The sequence below is a fragment of the Corynebacterium mastitidis DSM 44356 genome (assembly GCF_000375365.1).
Classification (GTDB): Bacteria; Actinomycetota; Actinomycetes; order Mycobacteriales; family Mycobacteriaceae; genus Corynebacterium; species Corynebacterium mastitidis.
On record NZ_AQXB01000002.1, the window covers coordinates 19,248 to 34,847 of the forward strand.

Here is a 15,600-nt window from a genome sequence, read left to right on the forward strand (position 1 = left end):
TACCACACTAGATCACAAGCCCAGCCAGCCGAGCCTGCCGCCGAGGAGGGCGTAGCCAACAAAGGCCACGGCGTCGATGAGAAAGTGCCCGATCACCAGCGGCCATACCCGCCCCGTGCGGCGGAAGAACCGGCAGAAAACCAGCCCCATGAGGGCGTTGCCCGCCCCCGCGCTGAGCCCCTGATACAGGTGGTACGACCCCCGCAGCAGCGCCGAGGCCCCCGCCACCGCCCACCAGGGCCACCCGAGCTGGCGCAGCCGGGTGCACAGCCACCACACCACCACCAGCTCCTCCCCGAAGGCGGTGGCGGCCGCCGCCACCAGCAGCATGAGCAGGCTCAGCGGGCCGCTCGACGACGCCGGGACGACCTCCCTGCTCAGGCCCGCGTGCAGCGCCGCCGCGTAGAGCGCCAGCCCCGGAAGGCCGATGACGGCGGCCAGGAGCGCGCCCCGGAGCGGGTCGCGCCGGGCGTAGCCGAGGGGGTGGACGCCATCCCGGGCGAGCAGGAACAGGGCCAGCCCGCCCCAGGAGAAGAGCACGGCGGCGGAACACGCCTGGAGGCCCAGGGCGAGCCAGGGGTGCGCGGACTGCGGCGCGTTGAGGGCCACCTGTTGCTCGGAGAGCGCGGTGCCGGAGGCGAGGGCGTCGAGAAGCCGCAGCGCGGCGCGCACCCCGGCGGTGCCGAAGGTCAGCGCTAGCACGAGGACGATCTCAGCGCGCAGGCGCGACCTCATCGCACACCTCCCGCGCCAGGGCCAGCAGCGCGGAGGGTGGGACCGTTATGGCCCCCAGGTGCACCGAGGCCCCGTCGCCCCCGCAGGGCACGCTCACCGCCGCCTGCCCGTTCATGTTGAACCAGGAGGCCCAGGGGGTCCAGCGGGTCTGCTCCCAGAAGTCCTCCTGCGGGGGCAGGGCGGAGAAGTGCCCGATGCGCGGCGGGTCCCACGCCAGCGTGGGGCTGAGCACCACGTCCGCGTCCGCCAGGGCGGGCATGGTGGCCTGGACGCGCTCGGCGCGGCGCACCTCCTCCGGGCCCAGCGCCGCTCCCCGCTCGCGCAGATGATTGACCATGGCGCTGCCCAGGGCGGCCTCGGGGACGCGCGCCGCCCGCGCGGTGAAGATGGTGCGAAAGGCCGCAAAGACCTCGGGTGCCGCCGCCGGGGCGGGGACCGGGAACACGGCGTGGCCCGCGCGGGAGAGCAGCCGGGCGGCGTGCTCGGCGGCCGCGCCCCAGCGCTCGGCCACCTCCGTGCGGGCAAAGAGCGGCTCGGTGAGCAGCCCCACCCGCAGGCGCGGGGTGTGCTCCGGCAGCGCCACGCCGTGCAGCGCCGCGCTCAGCCCCACGCTGCGGGTGATAAACCCCTGGGTGGCGAGTATCCCGCCGAGGGAATCGTGCGGGGGCTTATAGCCCACCACGCCGCAGGCCGCCGCGGGAATGCGGATGGAGCCGCCGCCGTCGGAGGCGTGGGCGGCGTCCACGAGGCCGCGCGCCACCGCCACGGCCGCCCCGCCGGAGGAGCCGCCGGGGGTGCGCCCCGGCCACCGGGGGTTGTCCACGGCGGGCAGGCCCACGGGCTCCAGGTAGGCCGTCATGCCCAGCTCCGAGGTGGCGGTCTTGCCGGGCACCACCGCGCCGCGCTCCAGGAGGTCCCGCACGAAGGGCTCCGTGCGGGTGGCCAGGCGCGTGCGGGCGCGCGAGCCGAAGGAGGTGGGCAGCCCGGCGACGTCGTAGAGGTCCTTGACCGGGATCACCATGCCGTGCAGGGGGCGGGCGCACAGGCAGGAGGCCCGCTCCAGCGCCCTGGCGCGGGCGCGGGCCCGCTCCACGCACAGGTGGGCAAAGCCGTGCTCGGAGGCGTCGAGGCCGGAGACGGCCCGGGCGAAGCGCTCCACGGCCTCCACCGGGGAGCGCCCTGAGGGATCGGGGGCGTAGGGCATGCCCATCAGGATAGGCTGGGTTCCCATGAGCATCACCGTGGCGTACCTGGGCCCCGCCGGCACCTTCACCGAGGCGGCCCTCTGGCAGCTCGTCCGGGAGGGCGCCTTTGGCGACCCCGCCCCGCGGATCGAGCCCCTGCCCGTCACCAGCCCCGCCGAGGCCGTGGACGCGGTGAGCCAGGGCCGGGCCCGCTACGCCTGCCTGGCCATCGAGAACTCCGTGGATGGCCCCGTCACCCAGGCCTTCGACGCCCTGCGGCGCGCCAGCGTGCAGATCTACCGGGAGACGGACCTCCACATCGCGTTTAGCCTCATGGTCCGCCCCGGCACCGACCTCGCGCGGGTGCGCACCCTGGCCACGCACCCCGTGGCGCACCAGCAGATACGCGGCTGGTTGTCCCTGAACCTCCCGCAGGCGGAGTTCGTGGCGGCCGCCTCCAACGCCGCCGCCGCCCGCGCCGTGGCCGACGGCGAGGCCGACGCCGCCGCTGCCCCCGCGCGCGCCGCCGAGATCTGGGGCCTGGAGATCGCGGCCTCGAAGATCGCGGACGTGCCCGGGGCCCGCACCCGCTTCGTCCTGGTGGGCCCGCGCGGCGTGCCCACCCCGCGCACCGGGCGCGACCGCACCTCCGTGGTGTTCACCCTGCCCAACCAGCCGGGCACGCTCGCCGCCGCCCTGGGCGAGTTCTCCCGCCGGGGGGTGGACATGAGCCGCATCGAGTCCCGCCCCACCCGGGACGCGCTGGGTGCCTATCACTTCTACGTGGACCTCGTGGGGCACATCGACGACACCCCCGTGGCCGAGGCCCTGCGCGACCTCTGGCTGCGCGCGGAGACCCTTACCTTCCTGGGCTCCTGGCCCAACGGTTCCGTCGCCGCCGAGCCCGGCCCCCGCCCCGCCACCCTCGACTGGGTCGCCGCCGCCCGCACCGGAAAGGACCTGCCATGACCTCCCACCTGATCCTGCTCCGCCACGGACGCACCTACAGCAACGCCTCCCGGCTCCTCGACACCCGCCCGCCGGGCGCCGAGCTGACCGAGATCGGCAGGGCGCAGGCCCGGGAGGCGGGGCGCGAGCTGGCCGCGCGGCCGGGACCGATCCGCGAGGTGGTGACCTCCGTGGCGCTGCGCGCCCAGCAGACGGCGATGATCGCGGCCGCCGCCTACGAGGAGGCCCGGGGCCTGGCCCCCGGCTCCCTGCCGGTGACCGTGCGCGCCGGGCTGCACGAGGCCTTCGTGGGCGAGATGGAGATGCGCGGCGACGACGCCGCCCACCGCGCCTACCAGCGGGCCTTCCACGGGTGGTTGCGCGGGGAGGAGGCGGCCCGCATACCGGGCGGCGAGGGCTACCGCGACATCCTCGGCAGGTTCCGGCCGGTGCTGGAGGAGATCGCGGACTCCCTGCGCGCCACCCCGGAGGCGGGCGACGTGGTGGTGGTCAGCCACGGCGGGGCCATCCGCACCGTGGCCACCCACGCCGCCTCCGTGGACCCGGAGGCCGCCTTTGAGGCCTACCTGGCCAACTGCCGGTACGTGGAGCTAGACGCCGCCGGGCGGGAGTTCGGGGCGTGGGCCGTGGCGCGCTGGGACACGCTGCGCGATGCCTAGCGCCAGCCTGTGGCGGTTCATCGCCGTGGGGATCGTCGGCGCCTGCTGCGACTACGGCTCCCGCATGCTGCTGTTCTGGGCGGGGGTGGGCGGGGTACCCTCGCGCGCCGGGAGCTTCCTCGTGGGCAGCACGGTGGCCTACCTGCTCAACAGCGCGGTGACCTTTTCCGGCAGGCGGGATACCGGGGAGGTGGCGCGCGCGGGCGTGGCCTACGGGGCGAGCTTTGCCACGGCGGTGGCGGTGGACGCGCTGTGCCGGGCCTACGCGTACTCGGGGCCGTGGCACGTCACGGCGGCCTGGGTGGCCTCCCAGGCCTGCGCCACGGCGCTGAACTACTGGTTGCAGTCCCGGTGGGTGTTCCGGGGCGGCGGTGATACCCGGGCGCGGCGACGCCCTGGCCTGTAGCCTCCTAGGCCTCCTACCCCCACCCCAGGCGGTGCAGCTGCTCCTCGCTCATGCCAAAGTAGTGGCCCACCTCGTGCATGACGGTGACGTACACCTGCTCCTCCAGGTCCTCCTCGGAGGTGCAGTAGTCCATCAGCGCGCCCCGGTAGAGCGTGATGGTGTCCGGCAGGTGCCCGGTGTGGGTGAACTGGCGGCGGGTCAGGGAGACCCCCTCGTAGAGCCCGAGGGTCTGGGAGCTGCCCTCCCGGTAATCGCGCACGAGGATCACCACGTTGCCCATGCGGTCCGCGAACTCGTCCGGGATGCGCGCCAGGGCGGAGTCCACCAGCTCGTCGAAGCGCTCGTCGCTGACGTCGATCACTGCGGGGTTCCCTCGGCGGCGGGCGCGGCGGCGGGAGCCCCCGCGGCCGGGTTGGTGGCCGGGTCGGAGCCAGGGGCGGGGGCCGGGTTGGCGGCCTCCGGCCTCTCCTCGGGGGCGGGCGGCGCGCCGTTGATCGTGAACTCCCCGGTGGCGCTGCCGCGCAGGGAGTTGAACCCGCTCTCCCCGTGGGCGCTGATCAGCGAGCAGTTGACGCTGTGGGAGCCGCCGATCCAGGACTCCGAGGGGATGCTGCCCCAGTAGATCTGGAGGGTGGTCTTTTCCAGGTTCTCCGGGCCGCCCAGGTAGTCCTCTGCGGCCTTGGTGCACACCTCCCGGAGGTGCTTGTCCTGATCCTCCACGCTGGGCACCCCCTCGGGGAAGGTCTCGAGCAGGTTGACCACGGAGGTGGTCTCGAGCTGGTGGTCCTCGCCGCAGTCCACCACGCCCAGGGAGTTGGAGGCGTTGACGGACACGCACTGGCCCGGCTGCGTCACGCGGGCCTGGTCCTGGCTGCCCACGGTGCCGTGGGTGACCTCGGGGGTGCCGGCGGCGTCGGTGGATTGCAGGCCGCAGAGCATGGTGCGGTCGCCCGCCGCCCAGGCCTCGGCGGGCGGAAGGATGGAGGCGATGGAGTAGCGCCCGGAGGGGTCGAAGCGCCCGTCCAGGTAGCGCAGGGTGGGGTTGTAGCACAGCTCGGAGCGCAGTTGGGCCTGGCGGGTGAGGTCCGGCGGCGCGGCGGCGTCCCCGAACTCGGAGGAGGGGTAGGTGCCCAGGTCCTGGCGGGCGGAGACCTCGAAGCGGTGGTCGCCCTCGCAGGGGGCCTGGGCGAAGTTGCTCACGGAGCCGTCCTCGGCCACGTCCCAGCTCAGGCAGCTTCCCGCTCCGGCGTCGGTGAAGGGGGCGGCCTCCTTCTTCTTGGTCTTGCCGTGTTCCTCGGTGGTGGCGGGTCCGCTGTCCGCCGCGGGGGCGGGGTTATCCTCGCGCTGCGCGGCGTAGCCGAAGGAGGTCAGGCACACGGCGGAGGCCAGCGCGCCGACGAGTCCGGTGCGCACGGCGAGGGAGGTACGCCAGGTCTTAGTAAGGCTCATAACAGTCACCCACTGTAATCGTCTCGGGCGCGGGACACGCGCGCCCGCATCCGGTAGCGGTCCGTACGGTACACCGAGGAGCAGTATTCCACCCGGGCCTCCCCGGCCCGGGACTGCCGCTCGATGCTCAGCAGGGCGGTCTTGGGCGGGACGTCGAGCAGCGCGGCCGCGCCGGGGGTGGCGCCCACGGCGGTGATGGTCTGGGTGGCGTCGGTGATGCGCAGCCCGTAGCGCTGCTCCAGGATGGTGTACACCGAGTGGTAGACCTCGGTTTCCAGCAGGTCGGGGGCCAGCCCGGCGTGGTACCAGGCGTCGTCGATGGCGTAGGGCTCGTCGTTGCCCAGGCGCAGGCGGCGCAGGCGGATGTGCGGCTGGTGTTCGGGGGTGCCGAACCAGCGCGCGACCTCCGGCGGCGGGGTGCCGCGCTCGGCCAGCAGGATGCGGGACGACGCCGCCACGCGCTGCGCCCGCATCTCCGAGGAAAAGGAGGCGAGGTGGGGGCGCGAGACCAGCGGGCTGGGGGCCACGAAGGTGCCCTTGCCGCGCTCGCGGCGCAGCCTGCCCGCCGCCACGAGGTCGCCCAGTGCGCGCCGCACGGTGATGCGGGATACCCCGTAGGCCTGCTCGATGTCGCGCTCGCTGGGGAGCATGTCTCCGGGGGCGAGTTCCGTGGCGCAGTAGTGTTCGAGGATCTCCCGCAACTGGGTGTGCTTGGGGGAGTCTCCGCCGCGCACCTCGCCGGGGGGCAGCGCTGGACGTGACATGGCACTGAGTGTACGTGCTGAGGGGGCGGCCGTTGCCGGTAGGCTGGTGCCTGTGATTGATCTGAAATTCCTCCGCGATAATCCCGATGTTGTCCGCGCCTCGCAGGTCACGCGCGGGGACGATCCCGCGCTCGTCGATGCGCTCCTGGAGGCCGACGAGGCCCGTCGCCAGGCGATTAAGGCGGCCGACGAGCTGCGCGCTGAGCAGAAGGCCTTTGGCAAGAAGATCGGCCAGGCCAGCCCCGAGGAGCGCCCCGCGCTGCTGGAGGGCTCCAACGAGCTCAAGGAGCGGGTCAAGGCCGCCGAGGAGGCGCAGAAGGCCGCCGAGGAGCGCGTGCAGGCCGCGCAGATGCGCCTGGGCAACGTGGTGGAGGGCGCCCCTGCCGGGGGCGAGGATGACTACGTGGTGCTCGAGCACGTGGGGCAGCCCCGGGAGTTCGACTTCGAGCCCAAGGACCACCTGGACCTGGGGGAGTCCCTGGGGCTGATCGACATGAAGCGGGGCACCAAGGTTTCCGGCTCCCGCTTTTACTACCTCACCGGCGACGGCGCCCTGCTGCAGCTCGGCATGCTCACCCTGGCGGCGCAGAAGGCGCGCGACGCCGGCTTCCAGGTGATGATCCCGCCGGTGCTGGTGCGCCCGGAGATCATGAACGGCACCGGCTTTTTGGGCGAGCACTCCGACGAGATCTATTACCTGGAGCGCGACGACCTCTACCTGGTGGGCACCTCCGAGGTGGCGCTGGCGGGCTACCATGCGGACGAGATCATCGACCTTTCCCGGGGGCCGGTGAAGTACGCCGGGTGGTCCTCCTGCTTCCGCCGCGAGGCGGGCTCCTACGGCAAGGACACGCGCGGCATCCTGCGCGTGCACCAGTTCGACAAGCTGGAGATGTTTGTGTACTGCAAGCCGGAGGAGGCCGCCGCGCAGCACCAGGCGCTGCTGAACATGGAGCGCGAGATGCTCTCCGCCGTGGAGGTGCCCTACCGCATCATCGACGTCGCGGGCGGCGACCTCGGCTCCTCGGCGGCCCGGAAGTTCGACACGGAGGCCTGGGTGCCCACGCAGCGGACGTACCGGGAGCTGACCTCCACCTCCAACTGCACCACGTTCCAGGCGCGCCGCCTCTCCACCCGGTACCGGGACGAGAACGGCAAGCCGCAGGTGGCGGCCACGCTCAACGGCACGCTGGCCACCACGCGCTGGCTGGTGGCCATCCTGGAGAACAACCAGCGTGCGGACGGCTCCGTGGTGGTGCCGGAGGCGCTGCGCCCCTTCGTGGGCAAGGAGATCCTGGAGCCGCGCTAGCGGCCCCGGCGGCGCGGCTGGTCCCGCCCGGGAGGCCATTAAGGTACAGAGAAGTTCCCCAATAAATCCCCACCGTATTGCCGGTGGGGATTTATTTTTTACCATAAACAAATATATGTTCTAATACACCCGAATAGGGGTAGGCAAAGGGGGCTTACCAGGACTTTCTAAAGGTCGCCTCGCGGGCGTCGTTTATGAGTGGAGGGGACGTCGTTATGCTTGTCCTGAATGCCGGACGAGTAGTTGTGCGTCACAGGCTGTACGTCAGAGAAGAAAGAGGAAACTCATGATCTCCCAGCGCAGTACGTCCCTCCGCGTTGTTGCCGCAGGCTCGGCTCTGGGCCTCGCCCTGGCGGGCCTGACCCCGGCTGCCGCCGTGGAGCCCCAGCAGGCACCCGCCAACCCGGCCGTGGCCGCCCCGCAGGCCGCCGTGAACGAGGGGTTCTTCACCAGCACCGACGGCAAGGGCACCCAGGTGTACTGGAAGTCCCAGACCGTGCCCAACGCCAAGGGCAACGTGATCGTGGTGCACGGCGCCGCCGAGCACTCCGGCCGCTACGACTACGTGGCGGACCGCCTGCTGGCCGACGGCTACAACGTGTACCGCCTGGACCACCGCGGGCACGGCAAGACCGCCGAGGCGGGCAACTCCGTGGTGCGCGGGCACATCGACGACTTCCACTACCTCGTGGACGACGTCCACACGCTGACCCAGCAGGCCAAGGCGGAGAACCCCAACGTCAAGACCTTCATGCTCGGGCACTCGATGGGCGCCCTGGCCGCGCAGTTCTACGGCATCAAGTACCCCGGCGACGTGGCGGGCATCGTGACCAACGGCGGCGGCGCTCCCATCAACCTCTCCGGGCGCAACGAGGCCGGCCCCGTGGTCACCCCGGAGGAGATCACGCAGAAGCAGCGCGAGCTGGACCCCACCCTCTCCGAGCGGCTGCCGCTGACGCAGCTCACCACCTTCAACACCATGCTGGCCCAGCAGGTGCTGCCGGGCCGCGCGGACGTGCACGTGCCCTCGCTGCCGCTGTCCGATCAGATCCAGGTGCCCAACGCCTTCACCGACGGCGTGGCCTCCGACCCGGAGGTCTCCGCGCAGTACCAGAACGATCCCCTGGTGAACCAGAAGCTCAGCCTGGGCATGGTGCAGCAGATGGCGTTCGCGGGCTTCTACGACGGCGTGAACGCGGACCTCTTTAACACCCCCACCCTGATCATGCACGGCACCAAGGACGGCCTGGTTCCCAGCTACTTCGCGCAGGACTGGTACAACGGCATCTCCTCCCCGGACAAGGAGATCGTGTACTGGGAGGGCCAGATGCACGAGGTGTTCAACGAGCCCGCCAAGGGTCAGGCGATGGACAAGGTTATCGACTGGCTTAACGCACATAACGCCTAAACCGGCGGCAACCGGGCCGCGTTCGGGCCGAAAAACCCCGCACACGCGGCGGAAATGACGCGCCCCGCGCACGCGGGCTGAACTATACTCCACAGCATGGTGCTGCGGGATATGGTTTATCGGGGAATTGTGCGCGTGGGGCGCGTGGTCATCGCCCTCCAGGGCTTGCAGATGCACGTGGAGGGCCAGGAGCGCATCCCGCGCAAGGGGGGCGCGGTGCTGGTGATGAACCATACCGGCTACATGGACTTTGTCCTCGGGGGCTTCCCGCCCTATCGGCGCGGCCGCCTGGTGCGCTACATGACCAAGGCCGCGATCTTTGACAAGCCGGGGGTGGGGGCCCTCATGCGGGTCATGGGCCACATCCCCGTGGATCGCATCGACGGCGCGGCGTCCTTCGAGGAGGCGGTGCGCAAGGCCGCCGAGGGGCAGATCGTGGGCATCTTCCCCGAGGCCACGATCTCCCGCAGCTTCGAGATCAAGAACCTGCGCACGGGTGCCGTGCGCATCGCGCAGGCGGCGGGGGTGCCGGTGATCCCGATGGTGTGCTTTGGCTCGCAGCGGCTGTGGACCAAGGGCGGGAAGAAGAACCTGGGGCGCAGCCGCGCCCCCATCTACCTCTCTCTCCTGGAGCCGTGGGTGCCGGAGGGCTCCCCGGAGGTGGACACGGAGCGGCTGCGCGCGCAGATGCAGGCGGGCCTGGGGGAGGTCTGGGCCCGGTACCGGCGCGACTACGGTGAGTTCCCGGCCGGGGAGTTCTGGGTTCCGGCCCGCTTTGGCGGCGGGGCGCCCTCCCTGGAGGAGGCGCAGCGCGAGGACAGCGCGGTGGAAAAGGAGCGCTACCGCGTGCGCAAGCTCAACGAGGACCTCGCCGGGCTGAGCGAGAAGATCAAGGAGGTCAGCCGCAACCTGGTGGCGGGGGCCTACGAGGCGTACGACTCCGCCCAGGGCAGGCTGGCCCAGGCGCAGGAGGCGCAGCGGGAGCAGAAGGAGAAGGCGCGGGACGAGGAGCGCACCGCGATGATGGTGTGGCTCAAGAACAACATGGACGAGCTGGCCACCGAGGTCTCCCAGGGGGCCAAGGAGGGAAGGGAGCGCATCGCGGCCTCCATGGAGCAGGCGAAGAACAACGCGGCCATGCTCTATTCGCAGCTCTCCAGCAGCGGCTGGGAGCGCTACGAGGGCTCGCGCCTGGACGAGGCGCTCACTCGCCTGGCGGCCCAGTCCAAGCAGATCGTGAGCAAGCTGCCCCACCGGCTCGGCTCGCAGTTTAACGGGATCCCCGCGGCCATCGTGTGCAACATCGAGGGATCGCTGCTGGGCACGGACGGCGCGGTGCACGAGCGCGACGCCGCGGCCCTGCGCCGCGCCGCGAGCGAGGGTGCCAGCGTGGTGCTGACCACCGAGTTTGGCCCCGAGGAGTGGCGGCGCGCCGCCGAGGAGGTGGGGGTGCGCACGGTCGGGGTGTGCTATGACGGCGCGGTGGTGCTGGGCGAGGACGGCGAGGTGCTCAGCCGGAGCTTCTTTGACGGGGAGGCCGTCGAATCCGTGGAGCGCACGGTGCGTGCCCTGGGCGCGGAGGTGTCGTTTGGGTGGCGCACGGACTCCGATAGTGAGGAATATCATAGGGTGATGGGCGTGGTGAAGGTGCCGGGGGAGCGGCTCGGAAAAACCGCCTCTCACCTGGCGAAAGACCTCAAGGGGGTGGCGGAGGTGGTACTCACCCCGCGCCGGGGCTTCCATCTCCTTCCGGCGGGATCAAACAAAGGTCTAGGCGTTTTTCGGGCCCTCGACGCCCTGCACATCACCCCCGAACAGGCGGTGGCCTTCGGGGCGGTTCCCTCGGACATTCCGGTGCTGGAGGCGGTGGGCAAGGCCGTGGCGATGGCCGACGCCCCCTCTGAGGTGCTGAAAAAGGCGAGCAGCGCCACGGCGGTGAGCGACGAGGCCGGCGTGGCCGAGGTATTGACCCCCCTTCTGGACGCGGCCGCCGAGGGGGAGTGATCGGGGAACTAGACACCCCCGAAAAACTCACGTGTATCGCAGGTCAAAGCCGTGATGTGGACATTTTTACCGGGGCTTTTTTGCGCACCTTTTTGATACTGTGAACCCGTATCACGAGCGAGAACACATGGCCTTAAGGCCATCCGCATACTGTGAAAAGAGAGGGTTAGGTAGCTACTACTAATGGCTTCCACAAGCAAACAAACTTTCAATCCCGAGTCCTATGAGAAGGCGTGGAAGCGCTTCGGGGACGAGGAGTTCGACGTCGTGATCATCGGCGGCGGCTCGGTGGGCGCGGGCGCCGCCGTGGACGCGGCGACCCGCGGCCTCAAGGTCGCCGTGGTAGAGACCCGCGACTTTGCCGCCGGCACCTCCTCGCGCTCCTCCAAGATGTTCCACGGCGGCCTGCGCTACCTGGCGATGTTTGACTTCCGCCTCGTGGCGGAGTCGCTGCGCGAGCGCGAGCTGAACATGTCCACCCTGGCCCCGCACCTGGTCAAGCCGCTGCGCTTCATCTTCCCGCTCACCCACCGCATGTGGGAGCGCGTGATGATGTTCGGTGGCTTCACCCTGTACGACCTCATGGGCGGTGCCAAGACCGTGCCCATGCAGAAGCACCTCACCCGCAAGAGCGTGCTCAAGCGCAACCCCGGCCTGCGCGAGGACGCCGTGGTGGGCGGCGTGCGCTACTACGACACCCAGGTGGACGACGCCCGCCACACCATGATGGTGCTGCGCACCGCCGCCGAGTACGGCGCCGTGGTGCGTCCCTCCACCCAGGTCACCGGCCTGGACAAGGTCAACGGCCGCGTGGTCTCCGCCCGCCTGCGGGACACGGACACCGGCGCGGAGACCACCATCCGAGGCTCCGTGTTCATCAACGCCACCGGCGTGTGGAACGACGAGATCGAGAAGATGGCGGGCACCAAGGGCAAGTTCTCCGTGCACGCCTCCAAGGGCGTGCACATCGTGGTGCCCAAGGACGTGCTGGAGGCGGATTCCGCCCTGACCTTCGTGACCGAGAAGTCCGTGCTCTTCGTCATGCCGTGGGGCGACTACTGGATCATCGGCACCACGGACACCGACTGGGCCAAGACGCTGAGCAAGCCGGACCCGGCCCCCACCCGCGCGGACATCGACTACATCCTCACCGAGGTGAACAAGCGCGTGCGCCGCCCCATCGTCCACTCGGACATCGTGGGCGTGTACTCCGGGCTGCGCCCGCTCCTGGAGGGCAGCTCCGACTCCACCACCAACCTCTCGCGCAACCACGCCGTGGCGCGCAACGTGCCGGGCCTGGTCTCCGTGGCCGGCGGCAAGTACACCACGTACCGCGTGATCGGCAAGGACGCCGTGGACCTGGCGCTCCAGGACGTGCCCAAGAAGGTCTCCGAGTCCATCACGGACCAGACCCCGATCCTGGGCGCGGACGGCTACCACGCCCTGTCCAACCAGGTGCCCGCCCTGGCCGCGCGCCACGGGCTGACGGAGAAGCAGATCGAGCATCTGCTGGGCCGCTACGGCTCCCTCTACGAGGAGGTGCTCGCGCCCGCCGCCGAGGACAAGGACCTGCTGTCCCCCCTCCCGGCCGCCGAGGGCTACCTCAAGGCCGAGGCGCTCTACGCCGTGACCCATGAGGGCGCGCTGCACCTGGAGGACGTGCTCGGGCGCCGCCTGCGCGTGTCCATGGAGTACGCGCACCGCGGCCTCGACTCTGCGGAGGCCGTGGCGGACCTCATCGCCCCCGTCCTGGGCTGGGACGAGGCGGCCAAGAAGAAGGAGATCGAGACCTTCCGCGGCCGGATCGAGGCGGAGCTCGCCGCAGAGAAGGCGCTCACGGATGAGGACGCGAACACGATCGTCACCGAGGCCGCCGATTCCCGACATTCCATTGATACCTCCGTGGAGGACTGATGCTTACTGCTACTGATGCTTTCTTGTGGGAGTTCCTCGGAACGACCCTGCTGTTGCTCCTGGGCAACGGCGTGTGCGCGGTGAACGCGCTGCGCACCTCCGGCGGCAAGGGCGCCGGCTGGATCCTTATCGCCTTCGGCTGGGGCATGGCCGTGTACGTGGGTGCCAGCGTGGCTGACGTCTCCGGCGGCCACCTCAACCCGGCCGTCACCGTCATGCTCGCCCTCAAGGGCGCCGTGGCGTGGTCCCTCGTCCCGGCCTACGTGGCCGGGCAGCTCCTCGGCGCCATCTTCGGCGCCGTGCTGGCCTGGGCGGCCTTCAAGCAGCTCTTCGACGCCAACAACGTTGACGAGCGCGGCAACGTCACCGGGGCCAACAAGGACACCGGCGGGATCTTCTTCACCGGCCCGGCGGAGCCGAACAACGCGTGGAACACCGTCACCGAGTTCATTGCCACCTCGGTGCTGCTGATCTTCATCGCCTTCGGCCCCACCGGCGGCGAGCTCGGCCCGCTGACCTACTTCGGCGTGGCCTTCGTGATCGTGGCCATCGGCATGTCCCTGGGTACCCCCACGGGCTACGCGCTGAACCCGGTGCGCGACTTCGGCCCCCGCCTGGCCTACGCCTTCCTGCTGCCCATCCCCGGCAAGGGGAACCCCAACTGGGGCTACGCCTGGGTGCCCGTGGTGGGCCCCATGCTGGCTGCGGTGGCGGTGGGTCTGCTGGCCGCGCTGTAGAGCGGCTAAGGTGATGAGGGAGACCTACGGCGGAAAGCGCAGTAGCAGTAACCCGGCCCCCACCGGGGGCCTACCCGTACAGCACTACGGATAGAAATAACGGAGCAACTGAACCAATGAGCCAGAACAAGTACGTTGCGGCCATCGACCAGGGCACGACTTCGACGCGCTGCATTCTCTTCGACCACGACGGCAACCAGGTTGCCTCGGGGCAGTTCGAGCACGAGCAGATCTTCCCCCAAAAGGGGTGGGTGGAGCACGACCCCGTGGAGATCTGGGACAACACCCGCCGCGCCGTGGGCAGCGCCCTCGCGGACAGCGACGTGGCGAGCCACGACATCACCGCCGTGGGCATCACCAACCAGCGCGAGACCACCGTGGTGTGGGACAAGAACACCGGCGAGCCGGTGTACAACGCCATCGTGTGGCAGGACACCCGCACCAGCGAGCTGTGCGCGGAGCTCTCCGGCGAGGAGGGCCCCGACCGCTGGCGCAAGACCACCGGCCTGCGCATCAACTCCTACCCCTCCGGGCCCAAGATCAAGTGGATCCTGGACAACGTGGAGGGCGCCCGCGAGCGCGCCGAGGCCGGGGACCTCCTCTTCGGCACCATCGACACCTGGCTGCTGTGGAACCTCACCGGCGGCGCCGAGGGCGACGAGGGCGAGCCCGCCGTCCACGCCACGGACGTGACCAACGCCTCCCGCACCCTGCTCATGGACCTGGAGACCCTCCAGTGGGACCCCGAGCTGTGCAAGGCCATGGACATCCCCATGTCCATGCTTCCCGAGATCCGTCCCTCCCTGGGCGACTTCCGCAAGATCCGCGCCCGCGGCTCCCTGCCGGGCGTGCCCATCCGCGCCGTCCTCGGCGACCAGCAGGCCGCCATGTTCGGCCAGGGCTGCTTCCGCCCCGGCGACGCCAAGAACACCTACGGCACCGGGCTGTTCCTGCTCCTCAACACGGGCACCACGCCCAAGTGGAGCGATAACGGCCTGATCACCACCGTGTGCTTCCAGATCGAGGGCGAGCGCCCCGTGTACGCCCTGGAAGGGTCCGTCTCCATGGGCGGCTCCCTGGTGCAGTGGCTGCGCGACAACCTCCAGATCATCCCCAACTCCGGGCAGATCGAAAACCTCGCCCGCGAGGTGCCGGACAACGGCGGCGTGTACATCGTCCCCGCCTTCTCCGGGCTCTTCGCCCCGCACTGGCGGCCCGACGCCCGCGGCGTCATCGTGGGCCTGACCCGCTTTGCCAACCGCAAGCACCTGGCCCGCGCCGTGCTGGAGGCCACCGCCTACCAGACCCGCGAGGTGGCCGACGCCATGGTGGCGGACTCCGGCGTGGAGATCACCGATCTGCGCGTGGACGGCGGCATGACCATGAACGAGCTGCTCATGCAGTTCCAGGCGGACATCCTGGGCACGAACGTGGTGCGCCCGAAGAACATCGAGACCACCGCGACCGGCGCCGCCCTGGCGGCCGGCATCTCCGTGGGCTACTGGGACAGCCTCGACGTGCTGCGCCAGGACAAGGACTCCACCACCGTGTGGAAGCCCAAGATGGAGCAGGAGCAGGTGGACACCCTCTACGCCGAGTGGCAGCGCGCCGTGAAGCGCTCCCTGAACTGGGAGTACGACGCGGACTAGGGTTTTGCCCTCTTGAAAGTGCCGCCGAGCGAGGGGAGCCTCGGAGGCACTTTTCTATCGGGGGATGGTAGCGAGCACGATGCCCGGCGCCGCCGGGAGTAGTGTGTGCTCGGCGGGAAGCTCGGGGAGGGGGCCAAACCCGTGGAGCATGGCCTCCGGCAACTCTGGCCGCTGCGCGGAAAGCCAGGCGAGGACGCGGCGGGAGGAGGCGTCGATGAAAGCGGGTGCGCACCCCTGTGCCTGAGCGGTGTGGTCGAGCACGCTGCGGGCAACGGTGTCCGCGTCGTCGGGAGCAGTTTTCTCGGGTAACGTGACAGAAACGCCTACCACCCGGGTCCCCTCAAAAGTTTTAATGCACCGCATCGTATATTTGTGGACGAATCCGTGCGCGTCAAGGTATTCCCCCGTGCATC

The 15,600-nt window shown here is 70.3% G+C and carries 15 protein-coding genes; 9 read left to right on the top strand and 6 right to left on the bottom strand.

Annotation, left to right across the window (positions count from 1 at the left end; all coding sequences use genetic code 11):
• Positions 1-12 precede the first annotated feature (12 nt).
• The gene (locus tag B140_RS0102520; protein WP_018117779.1) at positions 13-735 is read right to left on the bottom strand and encodes a CPBP family intramembrane glutamic endopeptidase; all 723 of its coding nucleotides are present in this window, start codon (positions 733-735) and stop codon (positions 13-15) included.
• On the bottom strand, positions 713-1,966 hold the full coding sequence (locus tag B140_RS0102525; protein WP_244874373.1) for an amidase: 1,254 nt from the start codon (positions 1,964-1,966) through the stop codon (positions 713-715). Before B140_RS0102525 ends, B140_RS0102520 begins: the two co-directional genes overlap by 23 nt.
• Here B140_RS0102525 and pheA point away from each other — a divergent pair.
• Genes pheA through B140_RS11685 form a run of 3 tightly spaced genes read left to right on the top strand, consistent with a single transcriptional unit; the run spans position 1,965 to position 3,953 of the window.
• The gene (gene pheA, locus B140_RS0102530) at positions 1,965-2,888 is read left to right on the top strand and encodes a prephenate dehydratase (RefSeq protein WP_018117781.1); all 924 of its coding nucleotides are present in this window, start codon (positions 1,965-1,967) and stop codon (positions 2,886-2,888) included. The two genes, B140_RS0102525 and pheA, sit on opposite strands and share 2 nt — an antisense overlap.
• Positions 2,885-3,547, top strand: a complete 663-nt coding sequence (locus B140_RS0102535) for a histidine phosphatase family protein (RefSeq protein ID WP_018117782.1) — start codon at positions 2,885-2,887, stop codon at positions 3,545-3,547. The genes pheA and B140_RS0102535 overlap by 4 nt, the downstream gene beginning before the upstream one ends.
• On the top strand, positions 3,540-3,953 hold the full coding sequence (locus tag B140_RS11685) for a GtrA family protein (protein ID WP_018117783.1): 414 nt from the start codon (positions 3,540-3,542) through the stop codon (positions 3,951-3,953). The genes B140_RS0102535 and B140_RS11685 overlap by 8 nt, the downstream gene beginning before the upstream one ends.
• Positions 3,954-3,966: 13 nt before the next feature.
• Here the strand turns inward: B140_RS11685 and B140_RS0102545 are convergent, their stop codons facing one another.
• From B140_RS0102545 to B140_RS0102555, 3 genes are read right to left on the bottom strand one after another with little or no spacing between them, the layout of a single operon-like run.
• Positions 3,967-4,314, bottom strand: a complete 348-nt coding sequence (locus B140_RS0102545) for a metallopeptidase family protein (protein WP_018117784.1) — start codon at positions 4,312-4,314, stop codon at positions 3,967-3,969.
• Complete coding sequence (locus tag B140_RS0102550; RefSeq protein ID WP_018117785.1) at positions 4,311-5,402, bottom strand: septum formation family protein; 1,092 nt, start codon at positions 5,400-5,402, stop codon at positions 4,311-4,313. Before B140_RS0102550 ends, B140_RS0102545 begins: the two co-directional genes overlap by 4 nt.
• A 5-nt stretch (positions 5,403-5,407) precedes the next feature.
• The gene (locus B140_RS0102555; RefSeq protein ID WP_040425876.1) at positions 5,408-6,166 is read right to left on the bottom strand and encodes a GntR family transcriptional regulator; all 759 of its coding nucleotides are present in this window, start codon (positions 6,164-6,166) and stop codon (positions 5,408-5,410) included.
• A 52-nt stretch (positions 6,167-6,218) separates the two neighbouring features.
• Between B140_RS0102555 and serS the strand changes: the two genes are divergently transcribed.
• The 6 genes from serS to glpK all read left to right on the top strand — a co-directional run bounded on the left by serS (position 6,219) and on the right by glpK (position 15,187).
• Positions 6,219-7,475 (top strand): serine--tRNA ligase, encoded by a 1,257-nt coding sequence (serS, locus tag B140_RS0102560; protein WP_018117787.1) that lies wholly within the window; start codon positions 6,219-6,221, stop codon positions 7,473-7,475.
• Positions 7,476-7,761: 286 nt separating this feature from the next.
• Complete coding sequence (locus tag B140_RS0102565; RefSeq protein WP_018117788.1) at positions 7,762-8,883, top strand: alpha/beta hydrolase; 1,122 nt, start codon at positions 7,762-7,764, stop codon at positions 8,881-8,883.
• Positions 8,884-8,979: 96 nt separating this feature from the next.
• Positions 8,980-10,887, top strand: coding sequence for a 1-acyl-sn-glycerol-3-phosphate acyltransferase (locus B140_RS11690; protein ID WP_040425878.1), 1,908 nt, complete (start codon positions 8,980-8,982; stop codon positions 10,885-10,887).
• A gap of 183 nt (positions 10,888-11,070) precedes the next feature.
• Positions 11,071-12,801 (top strand): glycerol-3-phosphate dehydrogenase/oxidase, encoded by a 1,731-nt coding sequence (locus B140_RS0102575; RefSeq protein ID WP_018117790.1) that lies wholly within the window; start codon positions 11,071-11,073, stop codon positions 12,799-12,801.
• On the top strand, positions 12,801-13,538 hold the full coding sequence (locus B140_RS0102580; RefSeq protein ID WP_040425880.1) for an MIP/aquaporin family protein: 738 nt from the start codon (positions 12,801-12,803) through the stop codon (positions 13,536-13,538). Before B140_RS0102575 ends, B140_RS0102580 begins: the two co-directional genes overlap by 1 nt.
• 116 nt (positions 13,539-13,654) lie before the next feature.
• Positions 13,655-15,187, top strand: coding sequence for a glycerol kinase GlpK (gene glpK / locus B140_RS0102585; protein WP_018117792.1), 1,533 nt, complete (start codon positions 13,655-13,657; stop codon positions 15,185-15,187).
• A 54-nt stretch (positions 15,188-15,241) separates the two neighbouring features.
• On the opposite strand, the gene B140_RS14280 is transcribed toward glpK, so the two are convergent.
• A complete protein-coding gene (locus tag B140_RS14280) occupies positions 15,242-15,517 on the bottom strand; it encodes a hypothetical protein (RefSeq protein WP_156801626.1) in 276 nt (91 codons plus the stop codon).
• Positions 15,518-15,600 lie beyond the last annotated feature (83 nt).